General features: G+C 67.0%; 25 protein-coding genes and 1 pseudogene. 14 read left to right on the top strand and 12 right to left on the bottom strand.

Features of this window, described 5'->3' with window-relative positions; translation table 11 throughout:
• Positions 1-345 precede the first annotated feature (345 nt).
• Positions 346-855 (bottom strand): MucR family transcriptional regulator, encoded by a 510-nt coding sequence (locus BJP32_RS01350; RefSeq protein ID WP_035285349.1) that lies wholly within the window; start codon positions 853-855, stop codon positions 346-348.
• A 409-nt stretch (positions 856-1264) separates the two neighbouring features.
• Between BJP32_RS01350 and BJP32_RS01355 the strand changes: the two genes are divergently transcribed.
• On the top strand, positions 1265-1456 hold the full coding sequence (locus BJP32_RS01355) for a hypothetical protein (RefSeq protein ID WP_003165159.1): 192 nt from the start codon (positions 1265-1267) through the stop codon (positions 1454-1456).
• Between the two features lie 102 nt (positions 1457-1558).
• Here BJP32_RS01355 and BJP32_RS01360 read toward each other — a convergent pair whose 3' ends face one another.
• From BJP32_RS01360 to BJP32_RS01370, 3 genes are all read right to left on the bottom strand, one after another.
• Positions 1559-3340 carry a ParB N-terminal domain-containing protein gene (locus BJP32_RS01360; RefSeq protein WP_003165160.1) on the bottom strand — a complete coding sequence of 594 codons (1782 nt, stop codon included), beginning with the start codon at positions 3338-3340 and terminating at the stop codon, positions 1559-1561.
• 92 nt (positions 3341-3432) lie between these two features.
• Positions 3433-3861 carry a DUF2958 domain-containing protein gene (locus BJP32_RS01365; RefSeq protein WP_003165161.1) on the bottom strand — a complete coding sequence of 143 codons (429 nt, stop codon included), beginning with the start codon at positions 3859-3861 and terminating at the stop codon, positions 3433-3435.
• The gene (locus BJP32_RS01370) at positions 3858-4856 is read right to left on the bottom strand and encodes an ArdC family protein (protein ID WP_003165162.1); all 999 of its coding nucleotides are present in this window, start codon (positions 4854-4856) and stop codon (positions 3858-3860) included. The genes BJP32_RS01365 and BJP32_RS01370 overlap by 4 nt, the downstream gene beginning before the upstream one ends.
• A 519-nt stretch (positions 4857-5375) precedes the next feature.
• On the opposite strand from BJP32_RS01370, the gene BJP32_RS01375 reads away from it, so the two are divergent.
• The gene (locus BJP32_RS01375; protein ID WP_003165163.1) at positions 5376-7172 is read left to right on the top strand and encodes a reverse transcriptase family protein; all 1797 of its coding nucleotides are present in this window, start codon (positions 5376-5378) and stop codon (positions 7170-7172) included.
• A 178-nt stretch (positions 7173-7350) separates the two neighbouring features.
• Here the strand turns inward: BJP32_RS01375 and BJP32_RS01380 are convergent, their stop codons facing one another.
• The 6 genes from BJP32_RS01380 to BJP32_RS01405 all read right to left on the bottom strand — a co-directional run bounded on the left by BJP32_RS01380 (position 7351) and on the right by BJP32_RS01405 (position 11846).
• Entirely contained in the window at positions 7351-7728 is a 378-nt protein-coding gene (locus BJP32_RS01380; protein ID WP_003169290.1) for a DUF2200 domain-containing protein, read from the bottom strand.
• 724 nt (positions 7729-8452) lie between these two features.
• Complete coding sequence (locus BJP32_RS01385) at positions 8453-9274, bottom strand: hypothetical protein (RefSeq protein WP_003165165.1); 822 nt, start codon at positions 9272-9274, stop codon at positions 8453-8455.
• A 64-nt stretch (positions 9275-9338) separates the two neighbouring features.
• Positions 9339-9689, bottom strand: a complete 351-nt coding sequence (locus tag BJP32_RS01390) for a hypothetical protein (RefSeq protein WP_223850734.1) — start codon at positions 9687-9689, stop codon at positions 9339-9341.
• Between the two features lie 87 nt (positions 9690-9776).
• A complete protein-coding gene (locus tag BJP32_RS01395) occupies positions 9777-10655 on the bottom strand; it encodes a hypothetical protein (RefSeq protein WP_112999862.1) in 879 nt (292 codons plus the stop codon).
• 5 nt (positions 10656-10660) lie between these two features.
• Positions 10661-10978 (bottom strand): hypothetical protein, encoded by a 318-nt coding sequence (locus BJP32_RS01400; RefSeq protein ID WP_003165168.1) that lies wholly within the window; start codon positions 10976-10978, stop codon positions 10661-10663.
• Between the two features lie 199 nt (positions 10979-11177).
• The gene (locus BJP32_RS01405) at positions 11178-11846 is read right to left on the bottom strand and encodes a DUF2285 domain-containing protein (RefSeq protein ID WP_003169287.1); all 669 of its coding nucleotides are present in this window, start codon (positions 11844-11846) and stop codon (positions 11178-11180) included.
• 431 nt (positions 11847-12277) lie between these two features.
• On the opposite strand from BJP32_RS01405, the gene BJP32_RS01410 reads away from it, so the two are divergent.
• From BJP32_RS01410 to BJP32_RS01430, 6 genes and pseudogenes are all read left to right on the top strand, one after another.
• Entirely contained in the window at positions 12278-12679 is a 402-nt protein-coding gene (locus BJP32_RS01410; protein WP_003165170.1) for a helix-turn-helix domain-containing protein, read from the top strand.
• Positions 12672-12839 (top strand): annotated as a pseudogene (locus BJP32_RS17875) (helix-turn-helix transcriptional regulator); the annotation flags it as partial. The gene BJP32_RS01410 and the pseudogene BJP32_RS17875, both read left to right, overlap by 8 nt.
• Before the next feature lie 121 nt (positions 12840-12960).
• On the top strand, positions 12961-13200 hold the full coding sequence (locus tag BJP32_RS01420; RefSeq protein WP_003165171.1) for a hypothetical protein: 240 nt from the start codon (positions 12961-12963) through the stop codon (positions 13198-13200).
• A gap of 17 nt (positions 13201-13217) precedes the next feature.
• A complete protein-coding gene (locus tag BJP32_RS17785) occupies positions 13218-13340 on the top strand; it encodes a hypothetical protein (protein ID WP_003165172.1) in 123 nt (40 codons plus the stop codon).
• Positions 13341-13407: 67 nt separating this feature from the next.
• Entirely contained in the window at positions 13408-13767 is a 360-nt protein-coding gene (locus BJP32_RS01425; RefSeq protein ID WP_003165173.1) for a hypothetical protein, read from the top strand.
• A gap of 35 nt (positions 13768-13802) precedes the next feature.
• On the top strand, positions 13803-14258 hold the full coding sequence (locus BJP32_RS01430) for a hypothetical protein (protein ID WP_003169286.1): 456 nt from the start codon (positions 13803-13805) through the stop codon (positions 14256-14258).
• Positions 14259-14279: 21 nt separating this feature from the next.
• Here the strand turns inward: BJP32_RS01430 and BJP32_RS01435 are convergent, their stop codons facing one another.
• Complete coding sequence (locus BJP32_RS01435) at positions 14280-15530, bottom strand: type II toxin-antitoxin system HipA family toxin (protein WP_003165175.1); 1251 nt, start codon at positions 15528-15530, stop codon at positions 14280-14282.
• A gap of 2 nt (positions 15531-15532) precedes the next feature.
• A complete protein-coding gene (locus BJP32_RS01440; RefSeq protein WP_223850735.1) occupies positions 15533-15883 on the bottom strand; it encodes a helix-turn-helix domain-containing protein in 351 nt (116 codons plus the stop codon).
• A gap of 165 nt (positions 15884-16048) precedes the next feature.
• Here BJP32_RS01440 and BJP32_RS01445 point away from each other — a divergent pair, with 165 nt between their 5' ends.
• From BJP32_RS01445 to BJP32_RS01470, 6 genes are all read left to right on the top strand, one after another.
• Positions 16049-17800, top strand: coding sequence for an ABC transporter ATP-binding protein (locus tag BJP32_RS01445; RefSeq protein WP_003165177.1), 1752 nt, complete (start codon positions 16049-16051; stop codon positions 17798-17800).
• A 289-nt stretch (positions 17801-18089) separates the two neighbouring features.
• On the top strand, positions 18090-18503 hold the full coding sequence (locus tag BJP32_RS01450) for a hypothetical protein (protein WP_128116156.1): 414 nt from the start codon (positions 18090-18092) through the stop codon (positions 18501-18503).
• 167 nt (positions 18504-18670) lie between these two features.
• Complete coding sequence (locus BJP32_RS01455; protein ID WP_233126663.1) at positions 18671-19333, top strand: hypothetical protein; 663 nt, start codon at positions 18671-18673, stop codon at positions 19331-19333.
• Positions 19330-19611, top strand: coding sequence for a hypothetical protein (locus BJP32_RS01460; RefSeq protein WP_003169279.1), 282 nt, complete (start codon positions 19330-19332; stop codon positions 19609-19611). The genes BJP32_RS01455 and BJP32_RS01460 overlap by 4 nt, the downstream gene beginning before the upstream one ends.
• Before the next feature lie 94 nt (positions 19612-19705).
• On the top strand, positions 19706-21838 hold the full coding sequence (locus tag BJP32_RS01465) for a peptidase domain-containing ABC transporter (protein WP_003169278.1): 2133 nt from the start codon (positions 19706-19708) through the stop codon (positions 21836-21838).
• Entirely contained in the window at positions 21835-23079 is a 1245-nt protein-coding gene (locus tag BJP32_RS01470; protein ID WP_003165181.1) for an HlyD family secretion protein, read from the top strand. Before BJP32_RS01465 ends, BJP32_RS01470 begins: the two co-directional genes overlap by 4 nt.
• Positions 23080-23106: the final 27 nt, after the last annotated feature.

Genomic DNA, 23106 nt, shown 5'->3' on the forward strand with positions numbered 1-23106 from the left:
GGCGAACCGTCTCGGACGGGCGGGGCCGCACGAACCCCTTGGGGCCGGAGCGTAGCGGCGGACCGGAGGCGCGGGCCTGTTTTGGAGCGAAGCGGCCGCGAGGAAGCGGCGCAGCCGCCGGGGAAAAGAGGCCCGCGCCCCGGTTTCGGACGGCACGGCGCGGACGTAGGTTCAAGCCCAAGTCGGATGGATCGGCTCGCCCCGCATGGTCGGAGCTACCGCCATCACGCCGGATGACGGCGCATGACATGACCCCGTTGACGCTTCACGGCGCGCGCATCGCTGGTCCGGCGCGCCTCAACTCAATGACAGTCTTCCCCCCCGGGCGACGGCGCGGCGTTCCGGTCAGCCGCTCGTCTTGGCCCCGCGCGGCTTGCGGCCGGGTTTGGCGGGCGCTGGAGCGGCGGCCGCCTTCGCCGGTCGGCCCGCCTGCTTTGGCGTTTCACCGGGCTTGCGGCCGAGGCCGATGGCCTTGGCGGCGGCGCGGCGCTTCTCCGAATAGCCCGGCGCGACCATCGGATAGTCGGCGGCGAGACCATAGCGGGCGCGGTAGTCGTCAGGCGTCAGGTCGTGGGCGCGAAGGTGGCGGATGAGGCTGGCGTAGGGCTTGCCGTCGATCATCGAGAGGATGCGGTCGGGGTTCGCAAGGGACTTGCGAACCGTGACGGCGCGCACCGGCGCGGGTTCGTCGAGGACCGTTTCGGCAGGCGCGGCGGCCCCGGCGAGCGCCTCGTGAACCGAGGCGATCAGGCGCGGCAGTTCGGCGGCGGCGACCGTGTTGTTGGCGACATAGGCGGCGACAACATCGGCCGTCAGGTCGATGAGGCTGGCGGTCGGCGCAGCGTCGTCGGTCATGAACATTCCCCTTCCCAGCATTCGGAAGCGCGGACGCTAGACGAATGACGCGAGGTATCAACTGAAATACCGACGTCGCGGGGTGCATCCCGCCATGATGAGGGAACCCTCCCCCGCGCCCGAACGCTTAGCCGTTGCAGTTCCGCGCTCGGAAATGCGTGCGGCCCGGCGCGCCAGCTCGCCCCCCCTTGCGGCGCACCGGGCCGCTTCCCCATGGACCTTGCGATGATTTTCTCTAGGCTCGACGCGCCGCTGTTCCGGTACCGCGGCCGGCGGCTCGGAGCGTCCCCGCAGGACCCGCACTCCGAGCCGCCACCGGCCCGAGCGAACGCCTCGCGGCGCGCTACACTCCTTTGCAGTCTTCGGGCGCATTCTGACCTAGGGTCATGGCGAGCGGGGAAGCATCGACGTGACGGAAAGCTCGGATTTTGAATCCATCGCAGCGATGTGGCTGGAGCGGTTCGGGACGCCCATGCCGGTCGCAGGCGAGATCGAACTGGCCTGGCGCATCCTAAAAGAGAGCGGCGTCGATCTGCCTGCTCCAGCGCCGCCGCCTCCTCCTCCGACGAGCGATGGAGACGAACCACCTTCGGAGGATTGACCAAAAGAATGCGCCGCCCGGCGCCCCCTGCAGGGGCGCCGGGCGGCGCGCGATTTTTCGGGCCGATGAAACGGGCGGCGGAGGCCGCCGCCCGTCCCGTTGCTATTCCGCCGCGATGGCGTAGGGCGCAGGTTCGAGCGCATGCGGCGGCGGCAGCCGCCGCATGACGGTCTTGACCGCCCCCCACCGATCGACCGGAGCGTAAATCCGGTCGGTGTAGCGAGCGGGAGGAAAGGCCATCCACTTGGGCGTCCAGCCGTCCACCTTGGCGCGTCCGCCCGACCCGGCGAGGAAATCGCGCAGGATGGTCTTCTGCGTCTTCACCTTCTCCGCGACATTGGCGTCCGCGATCCGCTTGCCGCCGACATCGCGCAGCAGGGCGTTGGCGACGGCGCGGTCGCGCAGCAGGCCGAAGAAGGCGTCGTCGGGGGTCCACCACTCGGCCATATCGACCTTGAGGTAGGCCCCGACCGCCTCGACCAACGGGCCGCCGACCGCCAGCGTCTCGCCCATGATGACGGCGGCGACGGCGAACACCTCGTCGTCGGAGAGCTTCACCATCCGCGCGAAGAGTTCGACGACCGGCGTCTCGCGCGCCTGCGCGCGGGCGACGCTTTCGTCCTCGGCGTCGAAGCCGAGCAGGGCGAGGACGGCCCGGCGCTTGGCGTCGAAGACGGTTTCGGCGCTCGCGGTCTCGACGCTGTCGGCCATGGCCTCGTTGCGGACGCGGCGGTCGGCTGTCCGCACGGTCCACAGCGACGATCCGGAGACGGCGTGGGCGACGAGCAGCCGGAAGGCGACGGCGGGATGGTCCGCCAGCACCGTGCGCACGGCGGCGTGGCGGTGCAGGTCGATATAGTCCTGCATGACGCCGGTCGTCTCGGGCTTGCCTGCGCCCGGGGGCAGGCCTTGCGCCTGCGCCTCGGCCTTGGCGGCGGCGGCGCGGGCGCGCCGGGCCTCCTTGCCCGAAAGATAGCCCTCATGGACGGTCACGTCGCCGCGCCCGCTGACCGAAATGACCACCTTGCCGCCCTTGTCCTTGGGCGTCTTCTCATGGTCGTAGCTGTAGAAATGCTCGCCCGTATCCATGATCTCGACGGCGGACCAGCCGTCTTCAAGGTAGCGGTCGCGCAGCGCCGCCACCGCCTCGTTCTGCATCGTCCAAAAGGTGTCGGCGTCCTCGAAATAGCCGTCTTCCCCGAACAGGTCCGCCTTGATCCGGCCCGGATAGGCGTCGAGGTCGAAGATCGCGACCTTGGTCGGGATCGACTGGCCGCCGAACAGCCACGCCTTGAGGGACTGGCCGGTGGGCGCATATTGCTCGGGGTCGTCGTAGAGAGCGAGCCAGTCCTTCTGCTGGCTGCGGCTGGCGAGCGTCAGGTGACGAATGGTGGCCGCGTCGATCTTGTCGGCGGCGTAGAGGGCGCGGATGCCCGGCAGGAGATTGCCGAGCGCGAGGATGCGCCGGACGTAGAGCAGGGTCAGGCCGAAGGTCTGGCCGATCTGTTCGGGGGTGCGTCCCTTTCGGATCAGTCCGGCGAAGGTCTCCCACTGGTTCACCTCGCCGGGGTCGAGGCGGGCGATGTTCTCGATCAGCGAGGCTTCGAGCGCGGCGGCGTCGTCGCCGGGCTCCATGATGGCGCACGGCAGGGGTTCGACCTCCCCGCCTTCCTCGAGGACGGTGCGCGCCGCGAAATAGCGGCGACGGCCCGCGACGATCTCGAAAGTCTCGCCTTCGCCGGAGGGTCGGACGAGAAGCGGCACGAGGACGCCGCGCGCGCGCACGGTGGGCAGGATGTCCGACACGTCGGGCGGGGCCTTGCCGTTGCGCATGTTCAGCTTGGACACGCTGAGCTTGCCAAGGTCGATGTTTGCGAGTTGCATGACAGTCTCTCCTTCGGGAGTGACCGGCCCCGTCCGCTTGATCTCCTCCAGAGTGACGGGCGGGGCCGGGATACGCGGGAAGAGCCGCGCGCTCATCCTTGGCCGGGGTCGGCGCTCGGATCGGGGAACGCGCCGAGCGGGCTGGCCCGGCGCAGAAGGGCTTCGGCGCGGATGATCGACCCGGCGCGGCGCGCCCAGGCGGACCAGACCGACAGCCGGAAATGGGTCGAAAAATGCAGGTCGCGCTCGATGGCGAGCCCGAACGGCAGGCGGACGCTCTCGATCTCGGCAAGGTTGAACGATCCGAGTTCGGGGGTTCCGAAGCCGAGGTCGGCCAACCCGAACAGGGTGTCGCCGTCTTCATCCAGTTCGGTCGCGAGCCATGTCGCCGCGCCGACCGGACTGAAGAATTTGACGACGGGCACAGGGTCGGGCTCGACCGCGCCGGATTGGAGCGCGTGACGATGGGCGGCGGCGTTGGCGAGGAGCGCGGCGCGAAGCTCGGGGGTCAGGAGGATCATGCCGCCGCCCTCCCCATCTCACAGGCGACGCTCGCGGCGGCCTCGTCCGCCTCTGGCGCATAGGCCAAGAGATAGTCGGCGGCCTTGGACGCTTGCCCTGCGGCGCGGAAGATGGCGCGATTGTCGGAGCGCAGGACGGTCAGCCAACTGGCCAGATAGTCGGCGTGCCGCACGGTCGGGGCGACGCCGAGCGCGGCGCACAGGAAGGCGGAGCCGAGTTCGGCGGCCAGTTCCTCGCGGGCGTAGGCCGGGGTTCCGAAGCCGCCCGACTGGTCGCGACGGAGCCGGGTCGGGTGGCCGGTCCAGTGGATCAGTTCGTGCAGCGTCGTGCGGTAGTAGTTGATCTGGTCGAAGAAGGCGGGCTGCGGCGGGATGCGGATATAGTCCTCGCCGGGGTGGTAGTAGGCGCGTTCGCCGCCGATGCGGACATCGGCCCCGGTGGCGGCGATCAGGGCTTCGGCGCGCGGGACGATCTCGCGTTCGGGAAGCGGCGCAGGTTCGGGGACGAGCCGGTCCAGCCCTTCGCACTGGTCGAGGTTGAAGACGGTGAAGCGCTTGAGGAAGGGCACGACGCGGGCGTCCTCGCCGGTTTCGCGGGCGCGCTCCTTCTCGGCCTCGGGGGTGAAGCGGTCGGCGTAGACGACGGTCGTCCCGCGCTCGCCCTTGCGGACGCTCCCGCCCGCCGCGAGGGCCTGACGGAAGGTCAGCCAGTTCTGCGAGGCGTAGCCTTCGGAAAAGCCCGCGCCCCACAGGAGCAGGACGTTGACGCCCGAATAGCGGCGGCCGGTGGCGGCGTTTCTCGGCAGGCCGGGACGTCCCGCCCCGGCGCGGCCCCACGGCCGGACCCATGGAAAGGTCCCGGCTTCGAGTTCCGCGATGATCTTGGCCGTCACCTCGTCATAGAGGTTGGCGCGCGGTTCGGCGGCGGGCGAAGCCCGCCCCTTCCCTTTCCCTTTCCCTTTCGGGCGGCGCTGCGGCTGGCTGTCCTTACGCATGGCGATCCTCCTTCCCCGCCCCAAACCCCACAGCCTCTCCCGGAAGCGGGGGGTGGACGGCGAAGGCGTCCTGCCGGACGCGCCCTGCAAGGCGGGCGTCACCCACGGGGCCGAAGCGAAGCGGAGGAGCGGCCAACGGCCGCTTGGCGCGCGCCGGGGCGCGTCCAGAAGGGCGCGTCGGCCACCCCCCGCTTCAGGGAGAGGCCCAAACAAAGCCGCCGCGCGAACGCGCGGCGACCGTCAATGGGGGGCGTTGCGGGGGGCGAAGCCCCCTGCTCGAAGGGGTAGCGGGAGACCGCGGGCGGGCTCCCGCTCAGGGGAAGGCCTTCCCCTTACGATGACTTGCCTTGCAAAGAGCAGGCAGGCCCGGTCATGTGCTCGCCTTGAACTTCAGGGGTATGGGCCTATAAACGGCCGTGGGGGCGGCATGGCTATAAGGTTCAAGGCGCGAGTCGCGTCTGCTGTATTCAGCACCACTTGCTTCGTATCGCGTGCCGCCCCTCTCGGCGCGCGCCGTCCATGACGTTTCCCGCCGATTTTCGACGCGTCACGACCCGCGAAGCGCTGATCACGGCGATCGGAACCGACGAGGCGACATTCGAGGCCATCCTCGCCTTCGATCCTCCCAGGACCCGTGAAGAGCAGATCGAAGCCCTCCAGCGAGCCGCCGACGCCGCTTCAATCGAGGACATTCCGGTCTTCCTTCGCCACGACATTCCAAAGCGGAATCGCAGGCGCGGCCATCGAACGGTGTGGGAGCCGCTGCTGGGCAAGCCCGGATATCGGACGCTGGCGCGCCGGCTCGAGACCTTCTTCCGCATCGCCCTGCCCGGCTATCCGCACGACGCCGTCTACGGCTATCGCCCCGGCCGCAACATCCGGGAGAACGCTTCGGCTCACGCGGGGCGCTCGGCGCTGCTGAACGCCGACCTGGAGAATTTCTTCCCCTCGATCACGACGGATCGCGTCGCCGCCCTGTTCACCAAGCTGGGTTTAGTTCCCGACGTGGCCGAGCTGCTCGCGCGATTCGTCACGATCGGCGGCGGCCTGCCGCTGGGCCTGCCCACCAGCCCGGTGATCTCGAACGCCGTGGCGCTTCCTCTCGATCTCGCCTGCGCGGCCTTGGCGAGCGGAGCGAACGCGACCTACACGCGGTACGCCGACGATCTCACCTTCTCGGGGGATGACCAGCTCCCCGCCATCGATGCGCTGCGGTCGGTTGTCGAGGCGCAAGGCTTCGTGCTGGCGGAGGACAAGACGCGCCGGTCCAAGATCGGCCAGGCGCACTATGTGACCGGGCTGAGCATCAGCGACCCGGCGCAGCCTCACGTTCCGCGCGAACGAAAGCGCCGGCTGCGGCAGGAACTCTACTACGCCGGGAAATTCGGCATCGCCGACCACTTCCGGCATCGCGGCGTCAACGACGCGCGCGTCATCCAGCAGGAGGTCAACCGCGTCGACGGCCTGGTCCGGTTCGTCGCCCACCACGAGCCCGCGATGGCGCCCCGCCTGAGGACGCAGTGGCGCAAGGCGTTGCAGGATGAAGGCATGAAGCCGAGCTTCGCGCCGCGCGGTCAGCACCGGGCGCCCTTCTTCATCTTCGTGGACGAGGCGGAATTCGACCGCGGCGGACAAAAGGTCCTGGCGATCGGCATGGCGGTGAGCCAGCACGGCCCCCGAATGGCGATCGAGGCCGGCCAGGTTCTCGAAGCCGCGCTGGCGGACATGTATCTGGACGGAGACCCGGCGGCCCTGCGCAAGCGCGGCCTGCATTTCGTCGACGCCACCGAGGACCTTCGCATCGCCTATGTCAGGCGGCTCGAGGGGATGCGGTTCGAGGGCTATGTCGCCTTCGCCGACTGTGACGACCCCAGTCGTTACGAGGAGACCTATCTGCGACTGCTCGGCGCAATCATCGAGCGACGCCTGAAAGCCGCGGAAAGTCAGCTCGCGTCCTTTTACATCGAGCAGAACGAGAAGGTCTCGGCGCACAGGGTCAAAGGGCTGATCCAGGACGCCTTCGACCGTCTCAAGGCGCGCGACGACCGTCGCCCGGTGGACTTCGCCGTCCAGTTCGTCTCGAAGCCGCATCTGGGGATCAGCGCGCCGGATTTTCTGCTCGCCGTTCTCGGTCGATATCTCAAGTCGAAAGCGGCGAAACCGGGCAAGCCGGAGCCGCGCGACCGGCTGATGTTCGAGCGCTTGCGCGACAAATATCGGCTGATCCTCGACGTCACGACGTGGACCGAGTACTCGCGGCGACGTCCTATCCTTCCCTGGTCCGACCAGACCCCGCCGAGCGATGACGGCGCGTAAGCCGCGCGGTCCGTCACGCGCGGCCGAAGCTGGAACATGAACTGAGCGCACTGGTAAGGTGGATCGAGCCCGTGCTGCTGAACATGTCGCGCATAAGGCCCAGCGCACGTCTCTCAATTCGCCTATCTACAGCCGAGCGCTCGATTATCGGCGTGGTCGTCGCCTTAAGAGCGAAGCTTCAGAGCGCAGCCTCGGTCCGCAGGATCTTCTCCATCGCCTTGCCCTTGGCCAGCTCGTCGATCAGCTTGTCGAGGTATCGGATCTCTCGCATCAGCGGCTCGTCGATCGTCTCGACGCGGACGCCGCAGACGGCGCCGGTGATCCGGGAGCGGGCGGGATTGAGCGCAGGCGCCTTGGCGAAAAAGGTCTCGAAATCGGTTTGTGCGGCCAGCTCAGCCTCGAGTTCGACCTCGCTGAAACCGGTCAGCCAGCGAATGATCTGGTCGACCTGCGCCTTCGTCTTACCCTTCTTCTCCGCCTTGGCGACATAGTGCGGATACACGCTGGCGAAGCTCGTGGAGTAGATTCGGTGCTGCGTCACGGTCCTCTTCCTCATTATCGAGCCGTTCTTCGCCGCTCGCCTGTCGAACTACGACCCTGGCCTGATCCAGCATGGCCGCCGCCTCCGGTCATCCTCCTCCTATCAGGCTGTTTCGACAACAGCAGCCTGGGGTTTCTGCGGCGTCAGGCCTGGCGCGCGCCCGCGTTCGTCGCCCCTCTCGAACGGCGCGAAGCGGTGACCTTTCGCCCACGCATCGCCCCGGACTGTCCCACGGCGGCGACGTCGGCCGACGCTGCGAAGGCGCAGCGGCCGCGGCGTGAGCTGGCGCCGCGAGCGCCCGGCCATGAGACTGAGCCTACGGCTTGTCGTAGAGCGCCTGGCGGCTGAAGACCCGCACGGCGTCCGCCGCAGCCGGGTCGCCGGCAGCCGCCCACCCATCGCCAGCCCGCGCGGTCGCGAAACGCCACCCAGTCGCAAGGCGCCGTGCTCGCGGCCGGGGTTTCGCTGGCTTTTTTCTTCGGCGTTTTCGATGACGGGGGCAGTTCCCCGATCCTGTCGGGCAGCCACAGAATGCGGGCGTCGCCGATCGCCAGGACTTCGCACGCGATCACAGGCGCCGCTATCCTCTTGCCGATAAGGCTCCCATTCAGCGCAGCAGGCGTTCACCGCCGCGCGGTCGGCCTTGTTCGGGTCGAGACCCGTCGCCGTGCGGAAACTCGCGCGCGCGGCCTTCGGCTGGCCGGAAGCCGCCTCGGCCTCGAGAATCAGAACCGCGCCGCTATTGCGTCGTCTCCCTGACGACGATGTGCGTATCGGGGAACAGTGAGAACAAGAGCCGCCGATCCTCGTCGGTCGTTGGAAACCAGAAGGATCGAACCCTCACGCGGCCAAGCGCGGCGGCCGTAAAGGTCGGGTCGGCGAGCGCAAATCCCATCGGCCCGTAACCGCCTTCCGGTGTTGGGAATCCGGTGAGCGAGAACCATGCCGATGATACGCCCAAGTCCTCCCCATAGCGGCGGTGAGCGGCCACGATCGTGCGCACAAGGTCGCGCGTGAACACACGGGCCTCGGCGACCGTCGCCTCGTCGACGTCGGGCGCGACGGCTTTTTGCCGGGCGAGAATCTGGTCCACAGCCGCCTCATAGATCAGGTCCTCGTCATCGGCTCCGCCGTGGAGAAGGACCGCAGAGAAGGGCTCGACGGCGACCGCCCGCATCGCCGGAAGGATGTAGTTGGCGCACGCGGAAGCGCAGAGGCCGTGGACCTCCGCCGTCCAGTCCCGGCCTTGCAGCAGATACCCGGCGTCGATCCCCGTCTCGGCGTCGCCGCCCTGCGAGGAAATCGCGAGCGTGACGCCGCGTCGATCGGCGAGACCCGCGAGGCAGTCGGCCAGGCCGGCGTCGATCGGACCGATATAGCGTAGGCGATTGTCGGACTGGACCTCGCAGAGGCGGCGACCGGCGACGACGGCGTCCACGGCAGCCTTGGCGTTTCGCCAACCCGCCCGTTCCGTCTCGCCCGATTGCGCGAGCGCGTTGGCGGGCAGCATCAGGGCGACGGCGATGAGAAGGAAACTTTGGGCGTGGCGGCGTAAAAACATGAGGCGTGTCGTCGTTCCGAACGATGGCGGGTCGGGCGCCTGATCGCCCGCCCCGCCGTTCTGCTCAGTAGAGGCCGGCGAGATCCGCCGCGGGCTGCGTCTGCCGTGCGCCGTCCGACGGCCTGTTAATCTCGACAACAGGCATGTTGACGATGCCCGAGCCGCCGCCCATCGGCGCGCTCCGTCCGCCGCCTCCGCCGCCGGTCGACGGCCCGTCGCCCCAAGCGACCGACACATAAATGCGCCCCCCGGTGATCGAGCCGTCCGAGCCGATCGTCGCGTCAGCGCCGACGGTGACGGTGCGCGAGCTGCCGGTCGTGGTGGTGGTCGTCCCCGGCCCGTTCTGGTTTGCTGTGGTCGTGTTCGACTGGCCGCCGACGACCTGATCGAGTTCGAGATAATCGAGTGCACGCATGTTCATTCTCCTAGGATTAAGAAAGTAAATACAGCGGCTTCAGAACAACAAGCCGCCAAATGTATGCCACTCCATTCTTCGCCCAAATCACCCCGCGGGTTCGTACCCAGCGCGATAAATGATGCGCGTTCCTTCGATGACCTCAGCCAGGGCGTCCCGTTCCGCAGCGGAGGTTGGAAACCAGAAGCGCCCGATTTCGAGGTTGGGTAGACTGGATCGTAGAAAGTCAGGGTCGACGATGGCGAAGGTGCGTCCGCCGAACCCGCCCTCGGGCTGCGGGAAGGCGGAAAGATCGTACCAGCCTGAATCTACGGTCCTCTGACCCGCGAACGCCTTGTGCCGCTCGACGAGAAGACGCGCTTGTTCACGGGTGAAGCGCCGCGCCTGATCGATCATCGCATCGCTGACATTCGGGTTCGCCGCCCGCTGGCGTTCGAGAACGCCCGGAAGGAACCATTGATAGACACCCTCCTCATCGTAGGGCGCTCCGTGCAGCAGAACCGCCGAGTAAGGCTCAACCTCGATGCGCGCGGCGACGGGCAGCAGATAGTTCGCGCAGCTGGAGGAGCACATGCCGCGAACGATCACGGTCCAACCGCGCCCGGTCATGAGTTCGGCTGCCCGGATCGCATCCGCGGCATCGCCGCCCGGTGAACTGAGGATCAGGGTCATCCCGCTTCGCCCGGCGAAACGTTCGACGCAGGCGGTGAGCGACGGCCCGCTTTCCCCGATGAAACGAACGACGGAGTCGCCGGGGTAGCTGCATGTCACCTGGCCCGCCGCGATGGCGGCGACGGCTGAACGGGCCTGAACGAAGTCCGTTTCAGCATTCGCCTGCGCAGCCCAGGCGGGATGCTGGCAGCCTGCCGAAAGCGCGGCGAGCGCCAGTCCGGAAAGAAGGGTTGGTCGCACCATGGCCTGCACTTTGAACGCGCGGCGGCGGATATGGAATCCGCCGCCGCGCACGAGGCTCAATAAAGCCCAGCCAGATCGGCCGCCGGGCCGCGCTCATTGCCGCGAGGGAAGTTCGGAGTCGTGACGACGGTGACCGTCGTTTCCGACCGGCTCCAGCTGTAACTGCCCCCGACCGATCCGGTCACGCCTGTGGGGGTTTGGTTGATGTTGTAGTTCACCTGGCCGCCGCGCGTATTGTTGTGGGTGGTGGTGGTGGTCGTCTGGCCATTGTTATTCGAAGGCGGCGAGCTGGGCGCCGGGGTCTGGCCGCCGGTCTGGCCGCTGGATTGGCCTCCGACGACAAGGTCGAGTTCGCAATAGGACAATGCACGCATCAATCGTAACTCCATGTAAGGGGTGGTTGCGTCGGGCAGCGCTGCCGTTCGAAGCTCAGCAGAGCTCACGTAACGCCGCAATCCAAACGCTGTTCACATTCCTGTAACAACCTTGCGTTGGGGGCCACAACCCGCAGTAGCGGATCGTGCGCGGGGCGCGACACAAAGCCCGGCCGCCCGGCGGCAAGTCCCGTCCGGTTCACGGCGCCGTCCGGCGAAGCAACTCCGGCCCCGCTGCGGCGATCAGCCGCTCCCCGGTGCGGAGCAGGCGGACAATGCGCTTCCTCATGTCGTCGCCCGTCGACCAGTCGGTCGTCACGCGATCAGGACCGAACAGGGCGATGGCGATCTCGCGCTGGCTCGCGCCGTTTCGCCGACCGTCCCAGGCCCGAAGGGCCATCGCCCAACGGTGCGCCCGTGGTTCCCCCCGGAAGAGCGTGGGCAACAAACGGTCGAACCGGTGGAGGGCTTCGAGCTGGCCGAGCACCCGCAGTCCGATATCGAGATCGACGAACCCCGCGAGGTCGTAGGCCAGCCGGACCGGTCCGCTCAGCACGCTCCCTTCCCTCACTTCGATCCGGATGGACCGAACGCCTTCGCCGATGATGATCTGCTCCCGTCCGCCGCCGAAACGGCGGACGATCGCCCGGCACGGCAGTCGGTCCAACCGGAAGGCGTCGCCATCGGCCGCTGCGACGGGAGCGGCGCGCACGGTCAGTACGGCCGGGTCGAGATCGGCGCGCCAGAAGACCGACGCCGGCGACCGGCGGCCGCGGAAATCGCCAACCCCAAATCTCCGGTCCGTCTTCGGCTTGGGTCTCGAATACTCGTAGGGGCGGAGAGCGCCGCACCAGCCGAGTCCCGACAAGCGGAAGGATGCGGCCCGCGTCGTCGGGCCGACGACGCAGCGCCTCCCAAGTCCATCCCGCCAGGTCGAGCTCGAGCATCCGATCGTAGGCGTCGCGCTCTTTCCAAGCGGGAGGACAGCAATCGGTCCGCGCTTCGCGCATGCCCCTCCTTTCGGTCGCCGGTCGACGGCGCGCGGCATGTCGCCGCCGGCCAAGCATAAGCGTCAGCGTATGGAGCGATCTTCACGGATTGACCGGAATTTTCGCCAAATACCTGTCGGCGCATCATTTCTGGCGTCGCAAACTACAAGTTTTCGAACCCCGTGCGTCTCCCTCCAAGGGACATTGCGGGGGTTTGAAGCGCGGGCACGGCGGCGGCCGCAAGCTCGCAGGGTTGCCGCGGCAGGACGATGCGTGGCCAAATGGCCGATCGAGCGTCAGGAGAACCGACGTGCCGGATTCGCAAAGCAAACAGGACTATAATCGCGCGATCGGCGAGCGCGTTCGGCGACGGCGAAAGGAACTCGGCCTGAGCCAGACGGCGCTCGGCGCGAAGATCGGCGTCTCGTGCCAGCAGATCCAGAAGTATGAAAACGGACGCAACAGCGTCGCGGCCTCACGGCTGCACCAGCTCTCGCTCGCGCTGGCGACCACGGCGCCGGCGCTTATCGGCCTCAAGTCCTGGGACGAGGGCGAAGACGGCGGCGAACGCGCGCGGTTGCTCCAGGCCTGGTCGGTCCTGCCGAACCATCAGCGCGAACCCCTGCTCCGCTACGTCGAGGCGCTCGCTCTGTCGGCGGACCCACATGTCACAGGCCGGGCGGATGACGACCCGGGCGGCGGCGATGGTTGACCTCGACCGGCTCACCCCGCGCGAGGAGCAATGCCTTCGCGACGTCGCCGACGGCCTGACCTCCAAACAGATCGGTCGCCGACGGACGATGAGTCCGCGCACGGCCGACACCCACATCTACAATGCGCTGAAGAAGCTCGGCCTGCGCGACCGCGAGGAAGCCGCGGCGCTCTATCGCGCGGCGTTACGTATGGACTACGCAGACCGGTCTCCTAGGGAACCGGAAGCCCTTTCGTCCGGGTCGGGATCGGGTTTCGATCCCTCGGCGAAAGGAGGAGCCCATGCCCCAGCCGGTCATTCCGCTGCCGCGCTACACCTGGGGCGACGTGGAGACGGTGTTCGACGACCTGGCGCTGACACGAGCGCAGAAGGACGCGGTGGAGTATCTGCTGGACGAGACGCGGAGACACAGCCGCAACCTCTCGCCGCTCGATCTGCTTCGCGAGATCATCTGCATCGCATTCGTGCTGGGACCCGACAGCGACCGCCCTCCGAACGCGCCGCGCTTACGCCGGTCCTGAACCGGACGCTCGGCCGGTTGATCGTCACGGCCCTGGGAGCGGTCCTGCTCGGCGTCTGCCTCGTCGGCGCGCTCGCGGTCGCCCTCTCGCTCGGCCACCAGACCCAAGCCATCGACGCCGCCCTGCTGGCCCAGCGCTGACGGGCCCAGCGGCGCCCCATCCCTCTCTGACAAAGGACTTGCGCCGCCAGCGCGAGACGGACGCCCCATGCAACGACGCGACATCGCCCAATCCCTCGCCGACGCCCTGTTCGAGACCGAGGCGGCGCTTGATACGACCCTGGAAAAGGCCGCGCTGCTGATCGCGCAGGCTTCAGCGATCCGGCGCACCCATGGCTTCTCGGCCGTTCTCGGCCATGAGGCGGTCGCAGCCGCGACACGGACCGTCGAGGCCCTGGGCCAGGCCCGCGGCCATGCGATGACGATGCACGCGGCGCTGGCCGACGCCGCGCCGCACATCGGCGTCAGGCCAACGACGCTGCAGGGGACAGGCCTGGAAAAGCCTGACGCCGCCCAGATTCGCCCGACCGCCTCCATCGCACGCCCCCGCCTGGTCGCCGATGCTTGACATCGCGCCGCCGGCGCCGCGTCAATCGGCGTGGGATGGCGCTCGCGGTCGAACAATGGATGGGGGCGGCGGGCTTCTGGCTGACCCTCGCGGTGACGGGATTCGCGCTGTGGAAGGGCGGCCGGCCCGAACAGGCCGCCGTCATCGGCAATCTCCTCGCGGTGCTGATCTCGCCCCGGTTGCAGCCGCCGCCGAACGCCGCGCCGCCCTTCTGGGCCGTGGCCGTGGTCGATACGGCCGTGCTCCTGCTGCTGATCGTGCTGTTGATCCGCACGGGCGGTCGGCGGCGGTGGCTGTTCGCGGCGGGCGGGGTCCAGCTCCTGACCGTGCTGGTGCATGTCGGCGCCGCTCTGGACGTTTCCCTCCTGCCGCGCGGCTACATCGCAGCGCTGGAGACGCCCTATTTCGTGCTGCTCATCGTCTTCACGGCGGGCGTGATCGAGGCCTGGCGAAAAGGCGCGACGCAGCCCCTCTGCTTCAGAGGACCGTAGGATCGAGGCCACCCGCGCCTTTCAGTCGGCGCGGTCCGCGGGATCGGCCAATCCCTCGAGAATCATCGAGGCTCTGCGCCTTATTGCGGTTACGACCTCGTTCAGTCCGGCCCCGCCGGCAGCCATCGCCGTAACGTCCGCTTGAGCGGACGGGAGTTCCGCCAGCACCCGTGTCGCCAAGGCGTTAATGCGCCGCAGCATCGGCGCGGCGCCGAAGCCTGCCGCTTGCAGGAATCGCGTCCAGTGTCGGCGCCTGAGGTGATCGCCTCGGGTCTTACCGTCGATCGATTGCGCCAAATTCGGCGTGATCCCGTCGAATACGGAAGCGCACATGACGTCGTAGATCGGCGCTGATGTCGGACGACCATTCGTCACCATGAGCGAATAGTTCTTGGCGTGTGCGTCAGTATTGCATGCAAGGATGTTGAACACGATGGCGTCAAGGAGCGCGAGCACATCAGGCGCCAATGCATGTTTCCTGACGACCATCAGCATGTCGGCGGCGGAAGGTCCCTTCGGCCCGGTCCGGTTCCGCTCATATTTGGCGCTTGGCGGCAGGCCGAGCGCCTGACAGAAATCTTCCTGGTGGAGGCGCCTCCATTCGTCGCCGATCGCGCGCCTGTCGTAGCGCTCGATCAGGAGATAGGATCGTCCTCCGGCGCGTCCCGTGGTCACGGAAGGAACACGCAATCCGCAACGTCGCGCCAGGGTCAGGCAGAAGGCCTCGTTGGGTACGCTTCCGAGCAAACGATCGCTGTCGGGCTTGAGAATGTGGGTCGAGGGCGCGCCGTCTACCGGAATGTAGAGTCGGCCCTGCTCGTCGCGCCCGACGGCGATCTTGGACTGCACGCCCGCCAACGACATGGAGACCCCGTCGTCTCCTGCTAGAAACGGCTTCCTCGGCAGTTCGTCGATGATCCGCTCGAGGTCCTGATCGCGCGCGATGGGCGCCCAGCCGGACCGGGTGCGGCCGCCGGGCGCACCGAAAGACAAGGCGCCTGCGGTGTCGCGTCCGATTCGTTCCAAAAGACCGATCGTGTCGCCAGGCGACACGCCAAGGCTGCGCCCCACCATGACGAGCTGGTCAGCCTCCGGAAGCAGGTTCGCGGCCCAGGTGAGAAAGACGCTCGGCTCGACCTCCCGCTCGGCCAAGGGCATGGTGACGGACAACGGGAAGGCCCCGCGTCGTCCGCGCCAAGTTTGCGAATAGACAAAGCCGCCGTCGTCCTCGACGTGCCCGACCTCCTCGTTTTCATTATAGATGGTCAGCACGTCTACTGCTCCGGCGCGGGGTCACGGCGACGCGCCTCGTCCTCTTCCAGAAGGTCGATCAGATCGAGGCCGAGCGACGCGGCGACGGCCAGCGACCGCCCGAGCTGGCAACTCGGCTTTCCGGTTTCGAGGTCATGAATGAAGCGCACGCCGACGCCGGCAGCCCCTGCGAGATCTTCCATTCGCAGACCGACAGCCTCGCGGCGCGCTCGGATCAGAGCGCCGAGCCTACGGGCGTAGTCGTGAGCCTGTTCCTCAATCACCGTGAAACTCCTTTCCCGATCGGGAATCTCATAGGCGATTTCTTCATTTACCGCCACCCACATTCCCGATCGGGAAGGCAAACCCGTCAAACCGCCCGGTAGCCTAGCAGAATTCCCGATCGGGAAAGCGAGTATCAATGGAGACCGGAAGAATCGTGAAGCCGGGCAAGCCCCCTGCCCTGTAGCTTGGGCGCGCCGCCGTCGCCGAGTCCGCGTCCAGCGGACCGCAAGGCGAACGCGGCAGGAAAGGACGGCATGTCGACCCTGACGGTGATCCTTGCGCTCACGCGGCTGACGTTCGATCGCCGGCTGGAAGCGCGCGGCGACGCCGTCGCGGGAATAGCGATCGACCTGGCCGGCATCGGTCTGGGCGTCCTCGGTCCCTATCTGCTCAAGCTGCTGGTCGACCGGCTTTCAACCGGCCCCATTGATCCCTGGTCGCTCGCGCCGCTGGTCGCGGCCTTCGTTCTCGCTTGGTCCGGGACCGCGCCGCTGTCCGCGGCCCGCTACATCTTCACGACGCGCCAGCTCGGAGCGCTGTCGCGCCACCTGATCGAGCGCGCGACCGCGCAGCGGCTGCCGCAGATCGCGCGGCGGCGCGACGCCGACAGCGGGGAGATGTTGGGCGCGCTGGAACGCCTGCCGTTCAGCCTACAGATCGTCGTCGACGGGCTGATCAGCCGCGCCGCCTCGCTGATCATCCAGGTGGTCGCCTCGCTCGTCGTGGTCGCGACGCTGGTCCCACCGCTCTATGTCGCCCTGCTGGCGACGGTGCTGCTCGGCTATTTCCTCGCCTCACGCCTGACCGCGAAGCGCTTCCAGGCTCAGGCGCAGGCGACCAATCGATCCGCCGCCTCCGTGTCGCAGTTGCTGGGCGACATCCTCAGAAACGCACGTCGGGTGGTCTTCAACGGCAATCTCGATGGCGAGGTGGAGCGCGTCGCTGTCCTCGGCCGCGCGCGCCAGACCGAGGCTTCGCGCCTGGCGCTTCTGCTGTTCGGAACGGCGCTGGGACAGTATGTGGTGGTCGGGGCGGGCCTGGTGGCGATCCTCGTCCTCGGGGGTATGGATGTCGGACGCGGGCGATTGACGGTCGGCGATTTCGTATTGCTCCAGGCCTACGCCTTCCGACTCGCCCTGCCGCTGGGCGGGCTGGGATTCATCATCCGTCAGGCCGGCGTTGCGATCGAGAATATCGCCGAAGTGCTCGACCTCGCGATGGCGCGCGATCCCGCAGTCGAGAACCGAACAACGGCAATCTCCCCTGCCCCGCGCGCCGCAGCGATCCGGCTCGACGGCCTCTTCTACGCCTATGGCGATACTCCGGTTCTCACCGACGCGAACGCCGCCATTGCTCCGGGGAGTTTCGTGGTGATCGCGGGACCGAACGGCGCGGGCAAGTCGACGCTCGCCCGGCTGATGGCGGGCCTTCTCGATCCGTCGCGGGGCCGCGTTCTGATCGACGGCGCCGACATGGCGGCAGAGCCCATTGATGAGCGGCATCGGCGCGTTCTCTACGTTCCGCAGTTCGTGGGGCTGTTCAACCGGAGCCTGCGCGAAAACGCCCTGTATCCGCCGACCCGGCAGAGCGAGGCGGAACTGGCGGCGCTGCTCGCCGGGTGGGGTTTCTACGAGAGCGGCCGCGCGGTCGACTTCGACCAGGCCGTCGGCGAACAGGGCGAGCGGCTGTCAGGCGGACAGATCCAGAAGCTCGAGCTCGCGCGCCTGCTCGGGGTGTCCGTCCCTGCGGTCATTCTCGACGAGACGACGTCGTCTCTTGACGCCCCAAGCGAGAAGCGCGCCATCAAAGCGCTGCGTGAAAGTCATTGCGGCCGGACAACGCTCATCCTCATCACCCACCGACCCGGTCTCCTCGACGATGCGGACCAGATCCTGTTCCTGCGCCGCGGTCGATTGACCGCAGGAGGGCATGCTCATCTGCTCGCTGCCACGAGCGACTACCGCACCTTCTGGTCCGAGGCCCGCCGTGAAGCAAAAACATCCTGAGCATCGATCAATACGCCCGTTCATGCGGCCGTGGGAGACGTCCTTTCAATCCCGATGTGGCCGCGGCATCCGGGGCTTGGCGCGCATGATTCCGCCGCGCCTCAAAGCGACCGGCTCGCTGCCGGTCAGCCAAGCACCGTCCACGCGCAAGCCTTCTTCAGGCCTCGATAGGGACACAATGTCGCAACCCTAGGTCGTAAAACTCCCTACCCATCCCTTGACAACGTTCGCCGCTGAAAATGAATAATAAGTAGCTCAATAGGCGAGCATAATCATCGGGAGGCTGATAATGCGAACACTGACAATGGATGAATGTGAATACATCCATGGCGGAAGTGGAGGCGAACCGGCAACGCGGGTGGACGATATAGTTGTCACCGCGCAACGCAAAGTAGATGGCGGAAATCAGAACGTCTTTTTCGGTTCTTATACGACCGGCGCCTTTTACGGTGAAGTCGGCGTGGGAGGCCGCGACGTCTATGTCGGCGGCGGCGTCGGGGTCGGGCGCGGCTTGGGCGTGAGCATGGAGCAGCAGGAAGACGTCTCAACAGGCGTAAACGTCACTCCGACCAGCGCTGGCTTCCGGACCGGAATCGGGGAGTCCTACCAATTTCTCCGTGATGGCGCCCGAGACATGCTCAATGACTTCGTAAGGGACAGGGGGCTGGATCAAATCCCGTCCTTGCAGAATATCCAGCGATGAGATTGTCGTTAGGGCTGGATTGGCCAGCGTTCCTATTTGGCCCGTGTCTGGCCCTAGCGATCTCCGCTCTGGCGGGGTGCGCCCGATCGACGGAAGTTGAAGAGCCGCCCCGTTGCGCCCCCGGCGCAAGAAAGATCGACGGCGGGACGATCGAGGTTTGCGGGCAATTGACGCCCGATGTGATCGACGGGGCGATCGCTCTGATCGACGACGACACCAGGTCGATCCGGGTTTCCAGTCCGGGCGGCTCAGGTGTCGATGCGATCCGGCTCTCGGAGCAGATGATCGCCCGCAACCTACGTCTGGACGTCGTCGATATTTGCGCGTCAGCCTGCGCTCACTTTCTCTTTCTTCCCGCGCCTGCCGTATCTGTGGAGGACCAGTCAGTCGTGCTCCTTCACCACACCGACTTCGCTCTCGTGAGCGCGGCTGAAGCGTCAGGACTGAAGGCCGCCGCAGAAACGCAGCGGCGCGCGGAACGGCAACGCGCCTTCTTTGTCGCGCGCGGGCTGCCGATCGCCCTGCTGACCGATGCTTTTGTCCGTACGGAACCGGTTTGCATCGGACAAACGCCCGACCAACGGCTGTTCGCGATGACTCGGTTGCGAACGCATATGCCGACCGTGGACATGGTGAACAACATCCGCGCCGCCGCCGTCGATGGCTACTGGCCCAAAAATGCAGCCGAGGCGGGTCCGATCGTGGAGACGTTCGCTCCCGAAGCCGTGCCTCTCGTTTATGGCGGTGAGGGCCTCATCGGCGTCGAGAGTCTTCCGAGCCTGCCGATATGCGACGAAACACACGGCGCCGGATCGAGGATGGGCGGATGAACGCCCTGAATGTGGTGCGCGAACTATCAGCCATCGTGGTCCTGGGCGTGATCGCCTTCGTCGTCTGGAAGGTGGTGCGGCGAGCGATGGGGACCCGGTTCGGTCATCCGGATGTGCCGACAGGAACCCTGTGGTGGGAATACGAGCGCCGCTTCTTTCCGCGCAAATCCGAGGAGCAAGCGCCGTCGCTCGACATGGACGCAGCCGATCAAATGGATCGAGGCGGCGATCAATGCTCGCGCTCAGAGAGCGGCGAACGGTCACAACAGAAAAAATAACACGGGTCCTCGACAGGACGCGCCGTCGGGCCTTCAATGACCGTCGCAATGGGGCGCAAGCGGTTCTCACCGGTTCAGTGCAGAAGGGACGGCGTTGCAGCATCCGTTCGGTAAAACACTTGTCCTGCAATCCGAGGCGGCCGAATGCGGCCTGGCCTGCCTCGCGATGGTGGCGGCCGCTCATGGTCGCAGGGAAACGCTGCCGGAGCTGCGTCGCCGCTTTCCGATTTCGCTGGGCGGAAGCAGTCTGAAGAGCCTCGTATCGATCGCCGACGCCCTGGGATTTACGGCACGGCCGGTCCGGTGCGAGCTGGACGAGCTTGCATTGCTCGAGACGCCAACCGTCCTGCACTGGAGTCTCGATCATTTCGTCGTTCTGCGCCGGGTCGACAAGCGACATGCCTGGATCGCCGATCCCGCACGCGGAGAACGCAAGCTGCCGCTGGACGAGGTGTCAAAACACTTCACCGGCGTCGCCCTCGAACTGACGCCGTCTCCGGACTTCGAGAAGAAATCGCGCGTCGACAAGGTCCGACTGGGAGATCTGTGGAGCCGCTTGTCCGGCTTCAAGCCGTTCCTGTTGCAGGTCTTCCTCCTGACGCTGCTGCTCCAGGGCATCGGCCTCATATCGCCGCTTGCCAGCCAGCTCGTGATCGACGACGTCATCGGCCGCGCCGACCGCGACCTTCTGGTGGCGATCGTCGTCGGGTTCGGCGCACTGGCCCTGGTCTCGACCGCGGTTGAGACGTTGCGCGGCTTCATTCAACTCCACGCCGGGCAGCGCCTGTCGATCCAGTTGTCCGGCAATTTGCTCAAGCATCTTCTTCGGCTGCCCACGGACTTTTTCGAGCGTCGCCATGTGGGCGACGTCCTCTCCCGGTTCGGATCTCTAGGGCCTGCACAGTCCTTTTTGACCGGCGGCCTGGTCGGCGTGGTGCTGGACGCCGTGATGGTCCTGCCGGTGGCGATCGTCATGGTCCTCTATTCGCCCATCCTCGCCGGTCTCGTTCTGATCAATCTCGTCGTGATCTTCCTGGTCAGGATGGCGGCCTTTCCAACCGTGCGTCGTTTCGCCGACGAGCAGTTGAACCTCTCGGCCAGGACTGACAGCGTCTTTCTGGAGACCGTCCGCGCCGCCCGCGCGATCAAGATCGGCGGTCGCGAGGCCGAGCGGCACGGCCTGTGGCAGAACGCCGTCGCAGAACAACAGAACGTCGCCTTCAGACAAGGCGCCTTCGGTCTCTGGGGTGGGTCAGGTCTCGGCATCTGGCAGACCCTCCACGGTCTCGCCATGCTCTACTTCGGCGCCCTCCAGGTCCTCGACGGTCACATGACCCTGGGCATGTTTTTCGCCTTCCAGAGTTACGCTGGACAGTTTTCCAGCCGGGTCAGCAGCCTGATCGGCGCCTTTTTCACCTTCCGTATGCTGGGGCTTCACCTCGAACGCCTCTCCGATATCGTGCACGCGGAAGCGGAGCGTGGGCTCGACGGTCCTGCACAGCTCTCCAAGCCGCTTTTGGGCGGCCTGGAAGTGCGTGGCCTGCGGTTTCGCTATGGCCAGTACGACCCCTGGGTGCTGGATGGCGCGGCGTTCTCGATACGGCCCGGCGAGGCGGTCGCCTTCGTCGGCCCGTCGGGCGGCGGCAAATCGACCCTTCTCAGGCTGTTGATCGGCATCTACGAACCGACCGAAGGGGACGTGCTGATTGACGGTCACCCCATGCGGGCCTTGGGACTACGCGCTGTTCGAGACCGGCTGGGCGTCGTCATGCAGGACGACCAACTCCTGTCCGGCACCATCGCTGACAATGTCGGCTTCTTCGACGCCCATATCGATATGGACAAGGTCGAACGGGTCTGCCGCCTGGCCCATGTCCATGACGACGTCATGCGGACGCCCATGGGCTATCACAGCCTGATCGGGGACATGGGTTCGATTCTCTCCGGCGGCCAGAAACAGCGCCTCCTGCTGGCGCGCGCGCTCTACAAGGACCCCGCCATACTTTTCATGGACGAGGGCACGGCCAACCTCGATCCCGAGCTTGAACGACAGGTGATGGCCACGCTGGCGGACCTCAAGATCACGCGCATCATGGTGGCGCACCGCGAAGCGGCCATTCTCGGCGCCGATCGCGTCTTTCTGGTCGACAAGGGCGCGATCACGGAGATCACCGACGCGAACCGCGCGCGCGTGCCGGTCGCCGCCAGCCTGATGGCCGACCAATGAGCCTGTTTCGCAACGAAGCGATCGAAGCCAAACGCCTCAGGCTCTGGGGCGAAGTCCGTCTGGCCCAACCCCCGTCCCTCACGATCTGGACGGTCGTCCTGACCCTGCTCTGCGCGGTGCTGGCGACGACCCTCATTTTCGGCCGATACACCCGAAAGGAGACGGTTCCCGGCTTTCTCATCCCCGAGGCCGGCGTCGTGCAGGTACGCACCGTCCAGTCGGGCCGGATCGCTCGCGTGCTGGTCCGCGACGGCCAGGCGGTCGCCGAGGGCGCTCCCCTGATCGAGTTCACCTCGGATATCGCCAGCATCGGCCAGGGCCCCATGCTCGACGTCCAGCTTGCCGAAACCGGACATCAGGAAGCATCGCTGGAAAGTCGCCGCGCGGCTGTCGCCCAGGGATATGCGGACGATCGGCGACGACTCGCCGATCAGGTCGCCGCTCACCGCAGAAGCCGAGCGATCCTGGAAAGCCAGCGCCGCGTCCAGGTTGAAGCGCTCGCGCTGTCCGAAGCCGACGCCGAGCGTCTTTCACAACTCCAGGCGCGCGGCTATGCCCCCCGCGCCCAGGTCGACGCCCGGCGCCGCACCGTTCTGGCGGAACGCCTGGCCGTCGCCGACATCGACAGCCGTTTGTCGGAGCTCGACCGCGCCGCGGCTGATCTTCAAGGTCAGATGGCCGCTATTCCTGCAAGGGAGGCCGAGGACCTCGCCGCGATCGCTCGGGACCGATCCAGCCTGGCGCAACGGCGCGCCGAGCTTGAAGTGGCGCGCGGCCATGTCCTCAGGGCTCCGGTCGCGGGCACGATCTCGGCCGTACAGGCGCGAGTCGGCATGCTGCCGTCCGGCGAGGTTCCCCTCCTCTCCATCGCGCCCGAAGGCTCGCCCCTGGAAGCTCGGTTGCTGGTGCCGACGCGCGCTGCGGGTTTTCTAGAGGTCGGCCAGGTCGCTCGCTTGCAGGTCGAGGCCTTCCCTTTCCAGCGATTTGGATTTGTCGAAGGGCGGATCGTCGAGATCGCCAGAACCGTAACGAGACCGGGCGAGGCGGCGTTCCTGATCGAACAGACCGCTCCCGTCTACGAGGTCCGCGTCTCGCTCGAACGGGACTATGTCACCGCCTATGGCGAGCGCCGCGCGCTCCAGCCGGGAATGGGGCTACGCGCCGACATTCCGATCGACCGCCGTCGCCTCTGGCAGCAATTGTTCGATCCGCTGCTGGCGGCGGCCAAGCGAACGGGATGACGGCGCCGTTGGCGGTTGACGCCGCCC

This window comes from Brevundimonas sp. ZS04, assembly GCF_001956865.1.
GTDB classification, from domain to species: Bacteria; Pseudomonadota; Alphaproteobacteria; order Caulobacterales; family Caulobacteraceae; genus Brevundimonas; species Brevundimonas diminuta.